Origin of the sequence: Pseudomonas sp. Marseille-Q5117, assembly GCF_946901175.1 — a bacterium.
Classification (GTDB): Bacteria; Pseudomonadota; Gammaproteobacteria; order Pseudomonadales; family Pseudomonadaceae; genus Aquipseudomonas; species Aquipseudomonas iranensis.
Map to the genome: position 1 here is coordinate 555,032 of NZ_CAMPPP010000002.1, position 18,971 is coordinate 574,002.

An 18,971-nucleotide genomic window follows, 5' to 3' on the forward strand; every position below is an offset into this window, starting at 1 on the left:
CCTGATCGAGACCTTGCCCATGTCCGCCCCCAGCATGACCCTGTACCACAACACCCTGTCGCCCTTTGTCCGCAAAGTCATGGTGCTGCTGCACGAAACCGGTCAGCAGGATCGTGTCGCGCTGCAGGACTGTGTGCTCAGCCCGGTCAGCCCGAACCCGGAGCTGATCGCCGACAACCCCTTGAGCAAGATCCCCGCCCTGCGCCTGGCCGACGGCAATGTCATCCATGACAGCCGCGTCATCCTCGAGTACCTCGACCAGCAGCACGTCGGCAATCCGCTGATCCCCCGTGAAGGTGCGGCGCGCTGGCGGCGCCTGACCCTGGCGTCGATGGCTGACGGGATCATGGATGCCTCGGTGATGGTGCGTTATGAAACCGTCCTGCGCCCGGTGGAAAAACACTGGGACGAATGGCTCGACGCCCAGCGCGACAAGATCCGCCGCGCCCTCGCCGTGCTGGAGAGCGAAGCGATTGCCGAGCTGACCAGCCACTTCGATGTCGCGGCGATCAGCGTGGCCTGCGCGCTGGGCTATCTGGACCTGCGCTTCCCGGACATGGACTGGCGTGCAGCCAATCCGCAACTGGCCAACTGGTATTTCGAGGTGAGTCAGCGACCGTCCATGGTGGCGACGATGCCCAAGCCCTGATTCTGCGGCGCCTGATCTGCCCCCATCGCTGGCAAGCCAGCTCCCACATTGAATCGGGACAGACCGCTGACCTGTGTGTCGGCATATATCCTGTGGGAGCTGGCTTGCCAGCGATGGCACCACCTCGGTTCTGGCGGCAGCGCTGCAACAATCAGCGTCAGCAGAACCGCCACTTCCCTGCGCTCAGCCCTCAACCCGCTCATTGCATCGCCTCCACGTCAAACTCCAGCGGCTTGGCGGACTTCAAACCAATCCCGTACCAGTCCAGTTTGCGCGTCAGCACCATGAACACCCCGAGCAGACCGAACAGCATCAGCGAGCCCATCAGCAGCGCGTAATCCTCGGCGCTGAGCAATCCGTACAGCAGGCCATACAGCGCCGCCAGCCCGGCCGAAAAACTCAAGCCATGCCGTGCGCTGCGCAAGACGTGGCTGACATAGAAGCCAATCAGCAACACGCAGCCACTCGCCGACAACAGATACGCCAGCGCAAAACCGATGTGTTCCGACAGTGACAACAGCAGCAGGTAAAAGAACGCCAGCGCAACACCGACCAGGGCATATTGCACCGGGTGCACCGCCAGGCTCTTGAGCACTTCGAAGAGGAAGAAACCGGCGAAGGTCAGGACGATGAACAGCAGCGCGTATTTGATCGCCCGGTCGCTCTTGAGGTACTGATCCACCGGATCGATGAAGCTGACGCCGAAGCTGCGCCCGTTGAGTGCATCACAGTCGCCAGCGACACAGCGCTCCATCGCCTCTTGCAGGTTGGTGGAGAAAAACGAGGTCTGCCAGTCGGCGGTGAAACCCTGATCGTTGATCTCGCGCTTGGCCGGCAGGAAGTTGCCGACGAAGCTGGGATGCGGCCAGTTGGCGGCGAGGCTGACGCTGCTGGTCTTGCCTACCGGTACCACACGCAGCGAGCCGGTGCCTTGCAGGCGCAGGTCGAAACCGAAAGTCAGTTGCGTGGCTTTGCTGGCGTCGAGCGCCGGCAGGGTCACGTGTACGCCCTCGCCGATCCAGGCCACTTCGCTGCCGGGCACGAAGTCCAGTTGCTGGCCGGCGAGCTCGAGTTTCAGCGCGTTTTCGATGCCGCGAATGTCGCTGATACCCACGGCGAGGTACGGCGCGTCGAATCGATAATCGGCAAAATTTTCCTTGATGCCCAACTGTGCCGGCAGGGAAAAATGCCCGTCGATACGGTTATCGGCGTGGAACAGCCGCGCCTCGTAAATGCCGCGTTTGCGCAGTTCGGTCTGCACCTGGCCGTCGAGTTCAAAACGCTCCGGCAGAAAGTACAGACGCCCGCGCGCCTCGCTGACTTCTTCGTAGCGCTTGTTGGTTTTGTCGTTGGTCTTCCAGGTGCGCACCACCTTGCGATACGGCACCACCATCACCGGCCCGGTCAGTTGCTGGCTGTAACTGGAACTGCGCGCGATGTCTTCGAGCACACCGTCGCGCAGTAGCTGACGCTCATCGATGATGCCGTCGATCATCAGCAACGGGATCAATAACAGCATGATCAGCAAGGCAATCGCGCCGAGCTTGATGGTCAGATTCTTGTTCATGGGACTCTCCCTGTTTGGATAGGAAAAGTCTGCTGATGCGGTGTGGTGGGAATGTGGGGGGAACGTGGAGATTGTGTGGAGAATGCATTCCCCTGTGGGAGCGAGCCTGCTCGCGAAGGCAGCAACGGGGTCTCACGGCAGGCGCAATACCACCTCAACCCCGCCCTCGACATTGCCAATGCGCATCACCCCGCCATGCAACTTGACCACTTCTTCAACAAAGTTCAGCCCCAACCCGGTGCTCTTGCGGCCGCTGTCCGGGCGCGGCAACGAGTAGAAGCGTTCGGTCAAACGCGGCAAGGCGTAATCAGGAATCGGCGTGGTCTGGTTGAACAGGTGGAATTCGATCTGCTCGCCAACCCGCTCGGCGCTCAAGCGCAACAGGCCCTGCGCCGGGGTGAAATCCAAGGCGTTTTCCAGCAGGTTGCCCAACGCCTGGCGCAGCAGAAACGGCTCGCCAATCAACAGCAGATCCTCGCCGATCGCTTGCTCGACGCGCAGTTGTTTGCCCTCGATCCGCGCGGCCTGCGCCTTGAGCAGTTCTGCGACCAACAGTGCCAGCGGCACTGCCACCCGTTCTTCCAGCCCTTGGCGTTGTTCGACTTGCGCCAGGTTGAGCAGGCGCTCGATCAACTGCTGCATCCGCGCGCTTTCGCTGTCGATATTGCTGACAAAGCGCAAACGCTGGACGGCCGGCATATCACTTTGCAGCAGCTCCGCTGCGCCCCGGATCGCCGCCAGCGGACTTTTCAATTCATGGGTCAGCGTGTGCACGTAGCGCTCGACGTAGGCCTTGCCTTCGAGCTGCGTGCGCATCTGCTCGACCGCTGTGGCCAGTTGCTCCAGCTCGCCGCCGCGATAATGCGGCACTTCCACGCGCCGGCCTTCGCTGACCGCTTGGGCATAACCGGTCAGACGATGCAGCGCGCGGCTGAGCCACCATGAGAGCAAGGCGCCGAAGAGCAGACCGAGGCCGATCAGTCCGGCGCCGTAAAACAGCAAGCGCCGCTCGGTGCGATCAACGTAGGGTTGCAATGAACTGTTGGGCTTGGCCACGGTGACCACGCCGATGATCTTGCCGTTGTCGCGGATCGGCGCACCGACGTGCATCACTGAAGAGCTCGGATCATCAGGATCACTGCGGCTGGAGCGCGCGCCGTACTCGCCGCGCAGGGTCAGGTAAACATCGTTCCAGCGCGAATAATCCTGGCCGATCGCGACGCCGCTGGAGTCGAGCACAACGATGCCCTTGGCGTCGGTGACGTAGATGCGGTGGTTGACCTGGTTTTTCGGCAAGCCCCAGATGGTCGCTTGCGGCTGACGCTCGCCATAGGCACGGAGCAGCTGCGGCCAACGGTTCTCGCTGAGGGTGCCGGCCTTGAAATCGTCGCGCAGGATTTCTGCCATCAGGTTGGCGGTGTCTACCAGCGTCTCTTCGGTGGACTGGCGCACGCCGGGGCGAATTTCTTCCATCACCGTGTTGAGGACGAAATAACCGGTCAGGCCGACAAACAGCACATACACCAGAAAGATCCGCAGCCCCAGCGACATCAGCTGTGCCCCGGGCTGTAGCTGTAACCGAGGCCGCGATGGGTCTGGATCGGCTCGGCCTCGGCACGTACCAGGCGCAACTTGGCGCGCAGGCTTTTGATGTGGCTGTCGATGCTGCGCTCGTAACCGGCGTCGGCCGCTACGCCCAGCGCATCGAGCAATTGCTCGCGGCTGAACACCCGCTCAGGTTGTTCGAGCAGGCATTGCAACAAGCGGAATTCATGGCGGGTCAGGCTCAGCGGCTGGCCGCGATAGCTGATCTGCACGCGTTCGGCATCGATGCGAAACAGCGTTGAGCCTGCTTCCAGGGTTGCGCGCGGCGCCATGCGCTTGAGGATGGCTTTGACCCGCGCAGCCACTTCACGCGGGCTGAACGGCTTGACCACGTAATCGTCGGCACCGATCTCCAGACCCACCACGCGGTCGATTTCGGCGTCGCGGGCGCTGAGAAACAGCACCGGCACTTCCGTGAAGCGTCGCAACTGCTTGCAGGTTTCGAAGCCACTGATGTCCGGCAGGCCGATATCGAGAATGATCAGGTCGGCCGGGGTCTGCCGCTGATGCTCCAGCGCCGCTGCGCCGAGGCTCAGCCAGGTGGTGCTGAACCCCTCGCCCTGCAAGGCAAAAATCAGTGTGTCGGCAATCGCCGCTTCGTCTTCGACAATCAGGATGTGCGGCATGGCGTCCGAGCCCGTGGCAGTTAGTGCGCGAACGGTGCCCCAAGCCCGGGGTTACGTCAATCAGACCACTTAGCAGTCAGGCTTGTCGGCGGTGTAACGCCGCGCCGGGTTGACCGCCGCGCCGAACTCACGCAGGGCCTTGGCGCCGATCAGCAGCGGATAGTTGAAGTGGCTGCGGTCGGTCAGGTTGACCTCGACGGTGCGTTTGACGTTGCCCAGGCACAGTTCCAGATCGACCACCGGGCGCTTGGCGACATCGCTGCTGTCGCGCTCATCATCGTCCTCGTCGGAACGGCTTTTGATCTTGCTGATGCGCGCGACCTTGTGCTCGAAAACCTTGTTGCTGGCGTCCTTGGTGGCGAGGCGGAAACGCACCCAGTCTTCGCCGTCGCGGGTGAAGGTCTCGATGTCCTTGGCCGACAGCGAGGCGGTCAGCGCACCGGTGTCCATCTTGGCCTTGAGCACTTCGCCACCGATTTCCGGCAGCGCGATGTATTCGTAGCGACCGTACAGCGTCGGCTCGGCGGCCATGACCGGCAGCGCGACGAGGGCAAACAGAGCAAGGAGGGATTTCACGTAAGGGGCTTCCTTGGAAATTGAGGGCGGCAAACTGGGATTTTAGACACGCGCCAAGTTATTCGTTCGCTTCTCGGCCCCCTTCGCGAGCAGGCTCGCTCCCACATTGAAATGCATTGCCCTGTGGGAGCGAGCCTGCTCGCGAAGCGGCCAGTGCATTCAGATCCAATCTTGAGCGAAGCATACCCGGCGAAAAGTGGAACATTCGTCAGCGCCGATTTGGCCTGTTGCGCGAAGCTGCTTATCATGGCTCGCCCCTGCCACTTCATAGAGTTGCTTATGCGCCGCCTGCTCACCGGCTGTTTCGTCACCCTGCTGCTGTTGCTCAACACCCTGATCCTGATCGGGCCGTTGATGGTGTTCGCCCTGCTCAAGCTGGTTGCACCCGGGCGCTGGCGGGATTACGCATCGGGGGCGGTGATGTGGATCGCCGAGACCTGGGCCGAGATCGACAAGCTGATCTTCCGGCTGTGCATCCCGACGCAATGGGACATTCGCGGCGGCGACGATCTGCGCCGCGATACCTCGTATCTGGTGGTCAGCAACCATCAATCGTGGGTCGACATTCCAGCACTGATCCAGACCCTCAACCGGCGCACGCCGTTCTTCAAGTTCTTTCTGAAGAAAGAGCTGATCTGGGTGCCGTTCCTGGGCTTGGCGTGGTGGGCGCTGGATTACCCGTTCATGAAGCGCTACACCAAAGCCTTTCTGGCAAAGAACCCCGAGCTGGCGGGCAAGGATCTGGAAATCACCAAAGCGGCGTGCGAGCTGTTCAAGCGCCAGCCGGTGACGGTAGTGAATTATCTGGAAGGCACACGCTACACCCTGGCGAAAAGCACCCAGCAGGAATCACCGTTCAACCACTTGCTCAAACCCAAGGCCGGCGGCGTGGCGTTCGTGCTGGCGGCGATGGGTGAACAACTCGATGCGATGCTCGATGTGACGGTGGTGTATCCGCAGGAAAAAATCCCGGGCTTCTGGGACCTGATCAGCGGCAACGTGCCGCGAGTGATCATCGACATCAGGACCCGCGAACTCGACCCGACGCTGTGGCAGGGCGATTACGAGAAAGATCCGGCGTTTCGCCAGCGCGTCCAGAACTGGGTCAACCAGCTCTGGACCGAGAAGGATCAGCGCATCGTCGAGCTGCGCAACGAGCGCGGCTGACTCAAGTGCCGGTGCCGGTGCCGGTGCCCCAGATGCTGCCCAGGCTGCTCAACAGCGAACCACCGACGCCCTGCTGACCGAGGTATTGCAGGAGCACCGGGGCAAACTGGCCGATCATGCCACTGTCCATGCCCAGCGCGCTGAACGCGTTGTTGAGGTCGTTAGTGTCTTTGACATTGCCCAGCGCATTTTCAAGGCCAGCGGATTTGCCGGACGAACCGAGCAACGCGCCCAGCGCCGCCAGATTGCCGCTGCCACCGGACAGTTTGTCGATACCCGGCACTTCCTTGGCCAGTTGCGAATAGTCGGTGCTGCTCAACTGATTCTTCGCCAGCCCGAGCATCGCACTGGTACCGCCAACGGCCTGCTCCGGCGTGACGTCCAGCGCACTCAAGGCACTCAACAAACCAGCGGTCTCCGAGGTCGGCGCCGCAGCGGCCGCCTTGTCACCACCCTGCATCCCCGCTACCGCACCGGCCACGTCGTTCAAACTGAAACCGGCAAACACCGGCCCGGCGGCCAGGGTCAGGAGCGATGCCAGGACAATACCGCGTGAAATCTTCATTCAGACATCCTCTTGGGGAAAAGCTGCCACCGGACAACGGCGACGAAACTGCCGGTTTGACCGGGGATCTGGCGGCATGTTCCGGTCATTCCAAATCGAGATTCAGGCTATTCCAAAACGATTCTAAAAACTGTCAAACCTGACAGTTACCTGCTGAATTCAAGTTGTTTAGATTTGAATTCGAGACAAGTTTGCCGCGGATCATTCTGAGGGAGGTGCTGCGATGGAGAAGCGATTGTCAGACCGCGACGACTCGATCATCGCGCCAGTGAAGGGACCGTCCAAAGGCGCTGCAAAGGAAGTGATTGCTCAACCCGCAGCAATCATCTTTTGCGTTGATCCGGACGACCCCATCATTGGAAAAATCAAGGCCGGACGAAGGGTTAGTTATGAAGTGATAAAAAGCGATACAGGGCAGCAATACGCAATCAACGTTCGATTGGTTCGCGACAAGAGAACCGTCAATCCCCGGTTCTGATGTGAACCATTATTCAAAGCGAAATAGGAAGCACGACCATGCGCATCACAGGCCAAAGAGAAAACGGTACGGTTAAATGGTTTAACGATGAAAAGGGCTTCGGCTTCATTACTCCTCAGGTTGGAGGCGACGATCTTTTTGTACATTTCAAAGCTATTGAAAGTGATGGCTTTAAATCACTGAAAGAAGGGCAAGCCGTTTCCTTCATAGCTGAGCAAGGGCAGAAAGGCCTCCAGGCAGCACAAGTCCGCCCTGCATGAGCCATAAACCAAACAAAACGGCGACCCTGAGGTCGCCGTTCTGCGTTGCGGTAAACCCTACGCCGCACTGAACAACTTGTGCGGATCAATCACAAACTTCTTCGGCACGCCGGCATCGAACTCGCCGTAACCTTCCGGCGCCTGATCGAGGCTGATCACTTGCACGCCGACCACTTCAGCGATGTTGATGCGGTCCCACATGATCGCCTGCATCAACTGGCGGTTGTACTTCATCACTGGCGTTTGCCCAGTGTGGAAGCTGTGGGATTTGGCCCAGCCCAGGCCGAAGCGGATGCTCAGGCTGCCCATTTTCGCGGCAGCGTCGACGGCGCCCGGATCTTCGGTGACGTAAAGGCCCGGGATACCGATCTTGCCGGCAACGCGCACCACGCCCATCAGTGAGTTGAGCACCGTGGCCGGGGCTTCGGCCTTGACGCCGTCGTGGCCGTGGCCGCGTGCTTCGAAACCGACGCAGTCCACCGCGCAATCGACTTCCGGCTCGCCCAGCAGCGCGGCGATCTGTTCGTGCAGCGGGGTGTCCTTGGACAGGTCGACGACCTCAAAACCCTGGGCCTTGGCGTGGGCCAGGCGGATGGTGTTGACGTCGCCGACAATCACCACCGCCGCACCGAGCAAACGTGCGGAAGCGGCAGCGGCCAGGCCGACCGGACCGGCCCCGGCGATGTACACGGAGCTGCCCGGGCCAACACCGGCAGTAACCGCGCCGTGGTAACCGGTCGGGAGGATGTCGGAGAGGCAGGTCAGGTCGCAGATTTTCTCCATGGCCTTGTCGCGATCCGGCAGTTTCAGCAGGTTGAAGTCGGCGTACGGCACCAGCACGTATTCAGCCTGACCACCGGTCCAGTCGCCCATGTCGACGTAACCGTATGCGCCGCCGGCACGGGCCGGGTTGACGGTCAGGCAGACGCCGGTGTGTTGCTCTTTGCAGGAACGGCAGCGCCCGCAAGCTACGTTGAACGGAACGGAGACCAGATCGCCGATCTTCAGGTTTTCGACGTCAGAGCCCTTTTCGATCACCTCGCCGGTGATTTCGTGACCCAGAACCAGACCGGTCTGCGCCGTGGTGCGGCCGCGCACCATGTGCTGGTCGGAGCCGCAGATGTTGGTGGAAACCACTTTGAGAATGACCCCGTGCTCGATCTTGCGACCGCGCGGGTCCTGCATTTTCGGATAGTCGATTTTCTGTACTTCGACCTTGCCAGCGCCGAGATACACCACACCACGATTGCCAGACATGCCATCACCTCTATATTTGTTGTTGGGTAGAGAGTTGATTGAGCTTCAAGCGGCAAGCTACAAGCCGCTAGAAGTGTGCTGACCGCTTGTTCTTGCGGCTTGGAGCTTGAAGCTTGGAGCTTGCGCTAAAGAACGACAGTTCTGTTGGCGTTCAAGAACACCCGTCTTTCGATGTGATACCCAACCGCCCGCGCCAGCGTCAGGCCTTCGATATCGCGCCCCTTGGCAATCAGGTCTTCGGGATAATGACTGTGATCCACCGCCTCGACGCCCTGGGCGATGATCGGCCCCTCATCAAGGTCGTTGTTGATGTAATGCGCCGTCGCGCCCACCAGTTTCACGCCTTTGTTGTAAGCCTGGTGATAAGGTTTGGCGCCCTTGAAGCCCGGCAGCAGGGAGTGATGAATGTTGATTGCCTTGCCGTCGAGCTTGCGGCACAGCTCCGGCGACAGCACCTGCATGTAGCGGGCGAGGATCACCAGTTCGGCACCGGCCTCTTCGATCACCTGCCAGACCTGACGCTCCTGCGCTGGTTTGTCGTTAGGGTCGAGAGGGAAATGGTAGTAGGGAATCTGGTGCCAGTCGGCCAACGGCTTGAGATCCGGATGGTTGGACCCCACCGCCGCAACGTCCATCGACAACTGGCCGATGCGCTGGCGGTAGAGCAAGTCGTTGAGGCAGTGATCGGCCTTGGAGACCATGATCACCACTTTCGGCCGGTAGTTCGGCGCGGTCAGCTCGAAGAGCATGCCGAACGCCTGTCCGCGCTCGGCCAGCCCGGCGCGGAAAGATTGTTCGTCGAAACCATCAGGCTGACGGAACTCCACGCGAATGAAGAAGCGCCCCGAGAGGCGGTCATCGAACGAGTGGTGCTCGGTGACATAACAGCCCTGCTCGAACAGAAAACGCGTGACCGCGTCCACCGTGCCGAGGACGCTGGGGCAGTCGGCGGTCAGAATCCATGTGTCTGGGGCGCGGCTCATGGTGCGGTGACTCCTGTTCGTTGTGCGGGGTGTCAGGTTTTTCCCTCACCCTAGCCCTCTCCCAGAGGGAGAGGGGACTGACCGAGGTGTTCTTTCGAGCTGCGCCGACCTGAAATAGCGCGTCGAACTCAGGCTCGAAAAACACGCAAATCTGCTCCCTTTCCCCCTCTCCCCCTCAGGGGGAGAGGGCTGGGGTGAGGGGGTGGCTTTTGATCTTCAGGCCTGAACGCTCAGCCCGTACTCGGCCGAAGCATCCTGCAACCACAACCACCAGTAATCCGAGAAGCTGCGCCGGATCAGCAGTTCCCAGGTGTCTTCGGCGGTATGACGAATCATCAGCTGCGACTTGGCGAACACCGTGCCCACCGCTTTGCCCACCGGGAAGTTGTTCGGGTGCACGTCATAGCTGGTGGATTTCATCAGCACCTGACGCACGTTCGGCCCGCTCAGTTCGAGGATCTGCTGACCGCCGCTGACGTTGACGATAGCAATGTGCAGATCGCCCAGCGCTTCGCGCAGTTTCTGCTCGGCGGCGAATTCTTCGCCGCTTGGCACGATCAGCAGCCACTCGTCCGGGCCCATCCATTGCAGGCTGGTTTCGCCTTTGACGATCACGCTGAGGGCGCCGGGCAATTCAATGCCCAACGCTTTGTGCACACCGGCCGCGAAGGCTGCATCGTGGCCATCGCCACGGATGGTCAGGTGGCCGAGGAGTTTTTTCTCACGCACGATCACGCCGGCGTTCTTGCGGCCCTTGCCGGCCAGGCTGGCGAGGTCGGCATGGTGCAGCGACGACTCGGCACGGGCACCGGTGGTCGGGCGTTGCTGGTAAACATTGGCTGTGGTCATAAAGCACCTTCTGAATTCTGTTGGTTCCTGTGGTAGCTGTGCCGCCGCCTTCGCGAGCAGGCTCGCTCCCACAGGGGAACGCGATCGAATGTGGGAGCGAGCCTGCTCGCGAATAGCCGCCCGCCCACCGCTCCCGAGGTTGTCAGATGTTCTGCCGCTCACCCTTCGGATCGAAGAACACCGAAGACACGATTTCCGCTTCGATCACGCTGCCATCGGCCAGCGGTGCGAACACCCGCTCGCCCATGCGCTTGAGACCGCCCTTGACCACGCCCATGGCAAACGAATAACCGAGGGAGTTGTGCGCGTAGCTGGAGGTCACGTGGCCAACCATGGTCATCGGAATCGCCTGCTTGGTGTTGAACACCAGCTGCGCACCTTCCGGCAGCCATTTGGTCGGATCGATCGGCTTGAGGCCCACCAATTGTTTGCGCTGATCTTTCACGCAATCTTCACGGTTCATGCCGCGCTGGCCGATCCACGAGAACGGTTTGGTACGACCGACACACCAGCCCATGTTCAGGTCGTCCGGGGTCATCGAGCCGTCGGTGTCCTGGCCGACGATGATGAAGCCCTTCTCGGCCCGCAGCACGTGCATGGTTTCGGTGCCGTACGGCGTCAGGTTGTACTGCTTGCCGGCCTCGACGATTTTCTCCAGCACGCCCATCGCATAATCGGCCTGCACGTTGACTTCGTACGACAGCTCACCGGTGAACGAGATACGGAACACCCGCGCCGGCACATCGCCGACCAGACCTTCTTTCCAGGTCATGAACGGGAACGCTTCGTTGCTCAGATCGATGTCGGTCACGGCGCTGAGCAGCTTGCGGCTGTTCGGCCCGGACAGGGTCATGGTCGCCCAGTGGTCGGTGACCGACGTGAAGTACACCTTCAGGTCCGGCCATTCGGTCTGGTGGTACAGCTCCAGCCACTGCAGTACGCGCGCGGCGCCGCCGGTGGTGGTGGTCATGACGAAATGGTTGTCGGCCAGACACGCGGTCACACCGTCGTCGAAGACCATGCCGTCTTCCTTGCACATCAGACCGTAGCGCGCCTTGCCCACGTCGAGCTTGGTCCAGGCGTTGGTGTACACGCGGTTGAGGAACTCGCGGGCATCCGGGCCTTGAATGTCGATCTTGCCGAGGGTCGAGGCGTCGAGCAGGCCGACGCTGTCGCGCACGGCTTTGCATTCGCGCTTGACCGCCGCGTGCAGGTCTTCACCGTTTTTCGGGAAATACCAGGGACGCTTCCACTGACCGACGTCTTCAAACTCGGCGCCGTTCTTCACATGCCAGGCATGCAGCGCGGTGTAGCGCACCGGTTCGAAGATGTGTCCGCAATGCCGACCGGCCACGGCGCCGAAGGTCACCGGCGTGTAGTTCGGACGGAACATGGTGGTGCCCATCTGCGGGATGGTCACGTTCAGCGAACGGGCGGCAATGGCCAGACCGTTGACGTTGCCGAGCTTGCCCTGATCGGTGCCGAAGCCCAGCGCGGTATAGCGTTTGACGTGCTCGACCGACTCGAAACCTTCGCGGGTCGCCAGTTCGATGCCACCGGCGGTGACGTCGTTTTGGAAGTCGACGAATTGCTTCGGTGCACGCGCCGAGTTTTTCTCGTGCGGCACCTGGAACAGCGCCAGAGTCGGCTCTTCGAGACGGCTCAGGGCTTTCGGCAACACGCCTTCGACAGTCTGGAAACCGGCTTCGGCGGCAGCGCGCACGCCACCTTCAAAACCGTCGGCCAGCGAATCGCCGAGCGCGTAGACGCCATTGATGCCACCGACGCATACGCGCTTCTGCGGTGCTTCGCCCGGTACGAAACCGAGAATGTCTTCGCGCCACACTGGTTTGCCACCGAGGTGCGAAGCCAGGTGAACCACCGGGCTGTAACCGCCGGAGCTGGCCACCAGATCGCAGTCGAGCCATTCGCCCGGACTGGTCACGGCGTGGGCCTTTACGTCAATCGCGGCGACGCGGGCAGCGGTCACACGCTTGCTGCCACGCACTTCGATGACGGCGCTGCCGGTGAGGATGCGAATGCCTTTGGCGCGCGCTTCTTCGACCAATGCACCGCGCGGATTGCTGCGGGCGTCAGCGATGGCGACGACTTGCAGACTGGCATCGAGCCAATCCAGAGCGACGCGATAGGCGTGATCGTTGTTGGTCGACAGCACCAGTTTCTTGCCTGGCGCTACGCCATAACGACGCACGTAAGTCGACACCGCACCAGCGAGCATGTTGCCCGGCACGTCGTTGTTGCCGTAGACCAGCGGACGCTCGTGGGCGCCAGTCGCCAGCACCACGCGCTTGGCGCGGACACGGTGGATGCGCTGACGCACCTGACCGATCGGCGCGCGGTCACCGAGGTGATCGGTGAGGCGTTCGTGAATGGTCAGGAAGTTGTGGTCGTGGTAGCCGTTGACCGTGGCGCGCGGCAACAGCAGCACGTCCGGGGTGTTCTTCAATTCAGCGATGACACTGGCGACCCATTCCATCGCCGGTTTGCCGTCGAGGCTTTCGCGGGAATCAAGCAGGCTGCCGCCGAACTCCTCCTGCTCATCGGCCAGAATCACGCGGGCACCGCTGCGCGCAGCGGCCAGGGCAGCGGCGAGACCGGCCGGGCCGGCGCCGACGATCAGCACGTCGCAGTGCTGGTTCATGTAGTCGTAGGTGTCCGGATCGTTCTCGGTCGGCGAACGGCCGAGGCCGGCAGCCTTGCGGATGTACTTCTCGTAAGTCATCCAGAACGATTGCGGGTACATGAAGGTTTTGTAGTAGAAACCCGGCGGCATCAGCTTGCCGCCGACCTTGCCGAGAATGCCCATCATGTCGTTGTTGACGCTCGGCCAGCCGTTGGTGCTGGTGGCGACCAGGCCCTGATACAACGCCTGTTGCGTGGCGCGCACGTTGGGAATCTGCGTGGCTTCGGTGGCACCGATCTGCAGCACCGCGTTCGGCTCTTCGGAACCGGCGGCGAAGATGCCGCGAGGGCGCGAATACTTGAAGCTGCGGCCGATGATATCGACGCCGTTGGCAATCAGTGCGGCGGCCAGCGAGTCGCCTTCATAGCCTTTGTAGGTCTGGCCGTTGAAGGTGAAGCTCAGCACTTTGTTGCGGTCGATCCGTCCACCGTTGGACAGGCGATTGGTCTGGCTCATACCTTCTCTCCCAGCGCCGTCGTGGCTGTTTTCGCAGTGCCAGCCTTGTCGGTGAATTGCGGCTTCTCGCCGATCTTGTAGCTCTCGAGAATCTCGTAGGTCACGGTATCGCGAGTGACGTTGAAGTACTGGCGGCAACCGGCAACGTGGTCCCACAACTCGTGGTGCAGACCGCGCGGGTTATCGCGGAAGAACATGTAGTCGCCCCACTCCTCATCGGTGCAGGCGTTCGGATCCAGCGGACGCGGGATGTGCGCCTGACCGGATGCGTGGAATTCCTCTTCAGAGCGCAGTTCGCCGCAGTGAGGACAGAAGATATGCAACATGGGGATTTCTCCTGTTAGTGGGCGACGGCAGCAGCGCCGTGTTCGTCGATGAGCGCGCCGTTGTGGAAACGGTCAATGGAAAACGGTGCGGCCAGCGGGTGCATTTCACCCTTGGCCAGACTCGCGGCAAACACGTTGCCCGAGCCGGGTGTAGCCTTGAAGCCACCGGTGCCCCAACCGCAGTTGAAGAACATGTTCGGTACCGGCGTCTTGGAAATGATCGGGCAGGCATCCGGAGTGGTGTCGACGATGCCGCCCCACTGGCGGTTCATGCGTACGCGGGACAACACCGGGAACATCTCGACGATGGCCTGGATGGTGTGTTCTATCACCGGGTACGAACCACGCTGGCCGTAGCCGTTGTAGCCGTCGATACCGGCGCCGATCACCAGGTCGCCCTTGTCGGACTGGCTGATGTAACCGTGTACGGCGTTGGACATGATCACGCTGTCGATAATCGGTTTGATCGGCTCGGACACCAGCGCTTGCAGCGGGTGGGATTCGATCGGCAGGCGGAAACCGGCAAGCTTGGCCATGTGCCCGGAGTTACCGGCAGTGACCACGCCGACGCGCTTGGCGCCGATGAAACCCTTGTTGGTTTCAACGCCGATGCACACGCCATTTTCCTTGCGGAAACCGATCACTTCGGTCTGCTGGATCAGGTCCACACCCAAGGCATCGGCCGCACGGGCGAAGCCCCACGCCACGGCATCGTGACGGGCGACGCCGCCGCGACGCTGCACGGTGGCGCCCATGATCGGGTAGCGGGTGTTTTTCGAGCAGTCCAGGTACGGAATTTCGTCCGCAACCTGCTTGGCGTCGAGCAGTTCGCCGTCGACGCCGTTGAGGCGGTTGGCGCTGACCCGACGCTCGGAATCACGGATGTCTTGCAGGGTATGGCACAGGTTGTAAACGCCGCGCTGGGAGAACATCACGTTGTAGTTGAGATCCTGCGACAGGCCTTCCCACAATTTCATCGCGTGTTCGTAGAGGTGCGCCGACTCGTCCCACAGGTAGTTGGAGCGCACGATGGTGGTGTTGCGCGCGGTGTTACCGCCGCCCAGCCAGCCTTTCTCGACCACGGCGACATTGGTGATGCCGTGCTCCTTGGCCAGATAATAGGCCGTCGCCAGGCCGTGCCCGCCGCCGCCGACGATGACCACGTCGTAGACTTTTTTCGGGGTGGGCGTGCGCCACATGCGCTGCCAGTTTTCGTGGTGGCTGAGCGAGTGTTTGAACAGGCCGAAGCCGGAATAGCGTTGCATAGTCATTACTCCAAAACCGACTCAGCGATAAACCGGGAAGTCTGCGCACAGGGCCGAGACCTGCTGGGCGACATTGGCCTCGACATCGGCGTCGCCGAGGTTGTCGAGGATGTCGCAGATCCAGCCGGCGAGGGTTTCGCACTGGCTGACCTTGAAGCCGCGCGTGGTCACCGCCGGGGTGCCGATGCGCAGGCCCGAGGTCACGAACGGCGACTGCGGGTCGTTCGGCACGGCGTTCTTGTTCACCGTAATGTGCGCGCGGCCCAGCGCGGCATCGGCGTCCTTGCCGGTCAGGCCCTGACGGATCAGGCTGACCAGGAACAGATGGTTGTCGGTGCCGCCGGAGACCACATCGTAGCCACGCTTGATGAACACGCTGGCCATCGCCTGGGCGTTGTCGATCACTTGTTGCTGATAAGCCTTGAAGCCAGGCTCCAGCGCTTCCTTGAAGCACACCGCCTTACCGGCGATAACGTGCATCAGCGGGCCGCCCTGGGCACCGGGGAAAACGGCCGCGTTGAGCTTTTTCTCGATCTCTTCGTTGGACTTGGCCAGGATCAGCCCGCCACGCGGACCGCGCAGGGTCTTGTGCGTAGTGGTGGTGACCACGTCGGCGTACGGCAGCGGGTTCGGATACAGGCCAGCAGCGACCAGACCGGCGACGTGAGCCATGTCGACGAACAGCAGTGCACCGACCTTGTCGGCGATCTGACGGAAGCGCGGGAAGTCCAGAGTCTTTGAGTAAGCGGAGAAACCGGCAACGATCATTTTCGGTTTGCACTCGACGGCCAGACGCTCGACTTCGTCGTAGTCGATCAGTCCGGTGTCGGTGTTGATGCCGTACTGCACAGCGTTGTAGAGCTTGCCCGAGGACGACACTTTCGCGCCGTGGGTCAGGTGACCGCCGTGGGCCAGGCTCATGCCGAGGATGGTGTCACCCGGCTGGATCAGCGCCAGGTACACGGCGCTGTTGGCCGAGGAGCCGGAGTGCGGCTGGACGTTGGCATAGTCGGCGCCAAACAGTTGCTTGGCGCGTTCGATGGCCAGCGCTTCGACTTTATCCACATGCTCGCAGCCGCCGTAGTAGCGCTTGCCCGGATAGCCCTCGGCGTATTTGTTGGTCAGGCCGCTGCCTTGCGCCTGCATGACGCGCTTGCTGGTGTAGTTCTCCGACGCGATCAGCTCGATGTGATCTTCCTGACGTTGCTCCTCGGCATTCATCGCCGCCAGCAGTGCATCGTCGTAACCCTGGATCTGGTCTTGCTTGCTGAACATCGCGTCTCTCCCAGCGGCATCTGTGCGCCATTCGTCTCGGTAAGGCACTGGCAATGATGGCAGTGCCCTTTGATGCGATGGTATGACCGGCACAGACAGCTCAAATGCCTGCGGACGCCACGCAAAGGTGCGTTTACGACATGGCTGGAAATGACCCGAAGAATGCACTCCCCCTGTAGGAGCTGCCGAAGGCTGCGATCTTTTGACTTTGACTTTGAAGATCAAAGGATCGCAGCCTTCGGCAGCTCCTACAGGGGTCAGGCGATGATTTGGCGGATGGCAAGCAGCAGGAGGAAATGCGCGGGATACAGCGCATACGCCCACCGCCGCATCGGTGGTGGCTGCAGATGTCGCCCATGTCGCAACAAGAACATTCCGAGCATCGGCGCAAACACACATGTCGCCAGGCCGAGAATGGACACGCTGTTGCCGAAGCGCGCCGATTCGAGCAGCACCTGCCATTGGTTCGCCGCCAGACACACCAGCCCCGGCAACAGGCTGAAATACCAGGGTCGGCGGAAAACCAGCAACATGGCCAACGGCAACAATACGCCGAAGAAACCAAACATCAGTCGTTCTGAAAAAACCGCCGCAACCACCAGCGCGGCCAGTGCGAGCAATCGCGCCACCAATGCTGAATCCTGCCAGCCACGCGCCACCAGCAAGCCCAGCGCCAGCGTCGGCATCACGTTGAACGTGTCAGGCTCGGGGATATAAAAGCGATAAGGGATTTCGCTGATGGCGCTGAACAGCAACAGCCAGCCCAGATAGCGCCATTCCATTTTGCGCGTCCCGTCTCGTGCCAGATTCGCCGCCATCGCCAGGCAAAACCATGGAAACGCCAGACGACCCGGCACATACAACCAATCGGCGGAGAAGCCGACATATCGCAGGTGATCGAGCAACATGCTCAGCAACGCCAGCCACTTGAGCAGATCCAGGGCACCGTCGCGTTGGCTCAGGTGCATAATCGGCCCATAAACTGGTAATTTTCCCCACCCGACATCGCATGTGCTCCCCGGAAGATCTTCGGTAAAGTGCGCATCCTCATTGACCACGAGCCTTCACAAGAGTCTCGATTACGGAAGCCGGCCATGACCGACAAGAGCCAACAATTCGCCAGCGACAACTATTCCGGTATCTGCCCGGAAGCCTGGGCTGCCATGGAACAGGCCAACCACGGCCACCAGCGCGCTTACGGCGACGATGAATGGACCGCCCGCGCGGCCGATCATTTCCGCAAACTGTTCGAAACCGACTGCGAAGTGTTCTTCGCCTTCAACGGCACCGCCGCCAACTCGCTGGCCCTGTCGTCGCTGTGCCAGAGTTACCACAGCGTGATCTGCTCGGAAACCGCCCACGTCGAAACCGACGAATGCGGCGCTCCGGAATTCTTCTCCAACGGCTCGAAGCTGCTGATCGCTGGCACTGAAAACGGCAAGATCACCCCGCAATCGATCCGCGAAGTCGCACTCAAGCGTCAGGACATTCACTACCCGAAACCGCGCGTGGTGACCCTGACCCAGGCCACCGAAGTCGGCAGCGTCTACACCCCGGAAGAAGTCCGCGCCATCAGCGCAACCTGCAAGGAACTGGGCCTGCACCTGCACATGGACGGCGCTCGGTTCTCCAACGCTTGCGCATTCCTCGGCTGCTCGCCCGCCGACCTGACCTGGAAAGCCGGCGTCGACGTGCTGTGTTTCGGCGGCACCAAGAACGGCATGGCGGTGGGTGAAGCGATCCTGTTCTTCAACCACAAACTGGCCGAAGACTTCGACTACCGCTGCAAGCAGGCCGGGCAACTGGCGTCGAAGATGCGCTTTTTGTCGGCACCGTGGGTCGGCATTCTGGAAAACGACGCCTGGCTCAAATACGCCCGCCACGCCAACCACTGCGCACAACTGCTGGCAGAACTGGTCAGCGACATCCCCGGCGTCGAACTGATGTTCCCGGTGCAGGCCAACGGTGTGTTCCTGCAACTGTCCGAGCCGGCCATCGCTGCGTTGACTGCAAAGAACTGGCGCTTCTACACCTTCATCGGCAAGGGCGGCGCACGTTTCATGTGCTCCTGGGACACCGAAGAAGAACGCGTACGCGAACTGGCGCGCGATATTCGCGAGGTCATGTCGGCCTGATCCCGCCCATGATCATTCCCACGCTCCGCGTGGGAATGCCTCCAGGGACGCTCCGCGTTCCAGCTTCACCCTTGGCGACAGGCTGAAAACCGCAATGACGCAGAGCGTCAGTGGCTGCATTCCCACGCAGAGCGTGGGAACGATCTTTATCTCCACATCTGACCACCCTGATCGTTCCCACGCTCCGCGTGGTAACGCCTCCCGGGACGCTCCGCGTTCCAGCTTCAC

The 18,971-nt window shown here is 61.3% G+C and carries 18 protein-coding genes; 5 read left to right on the forward strand and 13 right to left on the reverse strand.

All coding sequences use genetic code 11. From position 1 onward, the window contains the following. The first annotated feature begins 19 nt into the window (after positions 1–19). The gene (locus OC605_RS05730; RefSeq protein ID WP_051600799.1) at positions 20–649 is read left to right on the forward strand and encodes a glutathione S-transferase; all 630 of its coding nucleotides are present in this window, start codon (positions 20–22) and stop codon (positions 647–649) included. A 199-nt stretch (positions 650–848) separates the two neighbouring features. Here the strand turns inward: OC605_RS05730 and creD are convergent, their stop codons facing one another. From creD to OC605_RS05750, 4 genes are all read right to left on the reverse strand, one after another. Then, complete coding sequence (gene creD / locus OC605_RS05735; RefSeq protein WP_262136474.1) at positions 849–2,216, reverse strand: cell envelope integrity protein CreD; 1,368 nt, start codon at positions 2,214–2,216, stop codon at positions 849–851. Between the two features lie 132 nt (positions 2,217–2,348). After that, entirely contained in the window at positions 2,349–3,767 is a 1,419-nt protein-coding gene (gene creC, locus OC605_RS05740) for a two-component system sensor histidine kinase CreC (protein ID WP_262136475.1), read from the reverse strand. Then, a complete protein-coding gene (gene creB / locus OC605_RS05745) occupies positions 3,767–4,447 on the reverse strand; it encodes a two-component system response regulator CreB (RefSeq protein WP_262136476.1) in 681 nt (226 codons plus the stop codon). Before creB ends, creC begins: the two co-directional genes overlap by 1 nt. A 69-nt stretch (positions 4,448–4,516) precedes the next feature. Further along, on the reverse strand, positions 4,517–5,023 hold the full coding sequence (locus tag OC605_RS05750; RefSeq protein ID WP_125925481.1) for an ATP-dependent zinc protease: 507 nt from the start codon (positions 5,021–5,023) through the stop codon (positions 4,517–4,519). 279 nt (positions 5,024–5,302) lie between these two features. Between OC605_RS05750 and OC605_RS05755 the strand changes: the two genes are divergently transcribed. Then, positions 5,303–6,190: an acyltransferase gene (locus OC605_RS05755; RefSeq protein ID WP_262136477.1), complete on the forward strand. Its 888-nt coding sequence runs from the start codon at positions 5,303–5,305 to the stop codon at positions 6,188–6,190. A gap of 1 nt (position 6,191) precedes the next feature. Here the strand turns inward: OC605_RS05755 and OC605_RS05760 are convergent, their stop codons facing one another. Further along, positions 6,192–6,755, reverse strand: coding sequence for a DUF2780 domain-containing protein (locus OC605_RS05760; RefSeq protein WP_262136478.1), 564 nt, complete (start codon positions 6,753–6,755; stop codon positions 6,192–6,194). A 223-nt stretch (positions 6,756–6,978) separates the two neighbouring features. Here OC605_RS05760 and OC605_RS05765 point away from each other — a divergent pair, with 223 nt between their 5' ends. Together OC605_RS05765 and OC605_RS05770 are read left to right on the forward strand one after the other, a co-directional pair. Further along, the gene (locus OC605_RS05765) at positions 6,979–7,233 is read left to right on the forward strand and encodes a hypothetical protein (RefSeq protein WP_189691476.1); all 255 of its coding nucleotides are present in this window, start codon (positions 6,979–6,981) and stop codon (positions 7,231–7,233) included. A gap of 38 nt (positions 7,234–7,271) precedes the next feature. Then, positions 7,272–7,493 (forward strand): cold-shock protein, encoded by a 222-nt coding sequence (locus OC605_RS05770; protein ID WP_186568920.1) that lies wholly within the window; start codon positions 7,272–7,274, stop codon positions 7,491–7,493. A 57-nt stretch (positions 7,494–7,550) separates the two neighbouring features. Here the strand turns inward: OC605_RS05770 and fdhA are convergent, their stop codons facing one another. The 8 genes from fdhA to OC605_RS05810 form a co-directional block, all read right to left on the reverse strand. Next, on the reverse strand, positions 7,551–8,750 hold the full coding sequence (fdhA, locus tag OC605_RS05775) for a formaldehyde dehydrogenase, glutathione-independent (RefSeq protein WP_186568921.1): 1,200 nt from the start codon (positions 8,748–8,750) through the stop codon (positions 7,551–7,553). 125 nt (positions 8,751–8,875) lie between these two features. Next, on the reverse strand, positions 8,876–9,733 hold the full coding sequence (gene purU, locus OC605_RS05780) for a formyltetrahydrofolate deformylase (RefSeq protein ID WP_262136479.1): 858 nt from the start codon (positions 9,731–9,733) through the stop codon (positions 8,876–8,878). Between the two features lie 216 nt (positions 9,734–9,949). After that, entirely contained in the window at positions 9,950–10,582 is a 633-nt protein-coding gene (locus OC605_RS05785; RefSeq protein WP_262136480.1) for a sarcosine oxidase subunit gamma, read from the reverse strand. Positions 10,583–10,724: 142 nt separating this feature from the next. Next, complete coding sequence (locus tag OC605_RS05790) at positions 10,725–13,742, reverse strand: sarcosine oxidase subunit alpha (protein WP_073476480.1); 3,018 nt, start codon at positions 13,740–13,742, stop codon at positions 10,725–10,727. Next, entirely contained in the window at positions 13,739–14,068 is a 330-nt protein-coding gene (locus OC605_RS05795; protein WP_016772830.1) for a sarcosine oxidase subunit delta, read from the reverse strand. Before OC605_RS05795 ends, OC605_RS05790 begins: the two co-directional genes overlap by 4 nt. A gap of 14 nt (positions 14,069–14,082) precedes the next feature. Beyond that, entirely contained in the window at positions 14,083–15,333 is a 1,251-nt protein-coding gene (locus tag OC605_RS05800; protein ID WP_016772829.1) for a sarcosine oxidase subunit beta, read from the reverse strand. Positions 15,334–15,354: 21 nt separating this feature from the next. Continuing rightward, complete coding sequence (gene glyA, locus OC605_RS05805) at positions 15,355–16,608, reverse strand: serine hydroxymethyltransferase (protein WP_024014589.1); 1,254 nt, start codon at positions 16,606–16,608, stop codon at positions 15,355–15,357. Between the two features lie 257 nt (positions 16,609–16,865). After that, the gene (locus OC605_RS05810) at positions 16,866–17,576 is read right to left on the reverse strand and encodes a conjugal transfer protein TraX (protein ID WP_262136481.1); all 711 of its coding nucleotides are present in this window, start codon (positions 17,574–17,576) and stop codon (positions 16,866–16,868) included. A gap of 126 nt (positions 17,577–17,702) precedes the next feature. Between OC605_RS05810 and OC605_RS05815 the strand changes: the two genes are divergently transcribed. After that, on the forward strand, positions 17,703–18,743 hold the full coding sequence (locus OC605_RS05815) for a low specificity L-threonine aldolase (RefSeq protein ID WP_016772826.1): 1,041 nt from the start codon (positions 17,703–17,705) through the stop codon (positions 18,741–18,743). The last annotated feature ends 228 nt before the right edge of the window (positions 18,744–18,971 follow it).

What these genes read in the sequence shown, in the direction of transcription:
- OC605_RS05790 (WP_073476480.1), bottom strand. Translation starts at nt 13,742, where the DNA reads ATGAGCCAGACCAATCGCCTGTCCAACGGTGGACGGATCGACCGCAAC.
- OC605_RS05770 (WP_186568920.1), top strand. Translation starts at nt 7,272, where the DNA reads ATGCGCATCACAGGCCAAAGAGAAAACGGTACGGTTAAATGGTTTAAC.
- fdhA (WP_186568921.1), bottom strand. Translation starts at nt 8,750, where the DNA reads ATGTCTGGCAATCGTGGTGTGGTGTATCTCGGCGCTGGCAAGGTCGAA.
- OC605_RS05815 (WP_016772826.1), top strand. Translation starts at nt 17,703, where the DNA reads ATGACCGACAAGAGCCAACAATTCGCCAGCGACAACTATTCCGGTATC.
- OC605_RS05755 (WP_262136477.1), top strand. Translation starts at nt 5,303, where the DNA reads ATGCGCCGCCTGCTCACCGGCTGTTTCGTCACCCTGCTGCTGTTGCTC.
- OC605_RS05785 (WP_262136480.1), bottom strand. Translation starts at nt 10,582, where the DNA reads ATGACCACAGCCAATGTTTACCAGCAACGCCCGACCACCGGTGCCCGT.
- OC605_RS05800 (WP_016772829.1), bottom strand. Translation starts at nt 15,333, where the DNA reads ATGCAACGCTATTCCGGCTTCGGCCTGTTCAAACACTCGCTCAGCCAC.
- glyA (WP_024014589.1), bottom strand. Translation starts at nt 16,608, where the DNA reads ATGTTCAGCAAGCAAGACCAGATCCAGGGTTACGACGATGCACTGCTG.
- creD (WP_262136474.1), bottom strand. Translation starts at nt 2,216, where the DNA reads ATGAACAAGAATCTGACCATCAAGCTCGGCGCGATTGCCTTGCTGATC.
- creC (WP_262136475.1), bottom strand. Translation starts at nt 3,767, where the DNA reads ATGTCGCTGGGGCTGCGGATCTTTCTGGTGTATGTGCTGTTTGTCGGC.
- OC605_RS05810 (WP_262136481.1), bottom strand. Translation starts at nt 17,576, where the DNA reads ATGCACCTGAGCCAACGCGACGGTGCCCTGGATCTGCTCAAGTGGCTG.
- purU (WP_262136479.1), bottom strand. Translation starts at nt 9,733, where the DNA reads ATGAGCCGCGCCCCAGACACATGGATTCTGACCGCCGACTGCCCCAGC.
- OC605_RS05765 (WP_189691476.1), top strand. Translation starts at nt 6,979, where the DNA reads ATGGAGAAGCGATTGTCAGACCGCGACGACTCGATCATCGCGCCAGTG.
- OC605_RS05760 (WP_262136478.1), bottom strand. Translation starts at nt 6,755, where the DNA reads ATGAAGATTTCACGCGGTATTGTCCTGGCATCGCTCCTGACCCTGGCC.
- creB (WP_262136476.1), bottom strand. Translation starts at nt 4,447, where the DNA reads ATGCCGCACATCCTGATTGTCGAAGACGAAGCGGCGATTGCCGACACA.
- OC605_RS05795 (WP_016772830.1), bottom strand. Translation starts at nt 14,068, where the DNA reads ATGTTGCATATCTTCTGTCCTCACTGCGGCGAACTGCGCTCTGAAGAG.
- OC605_RS05730 (WP_051600799.1), top strand. Translation starts at nt 20, where the DNA reads ATGTCCGCCCCCAGCATGACCCTGTACCACAACACCCTGTCGCCCTTT.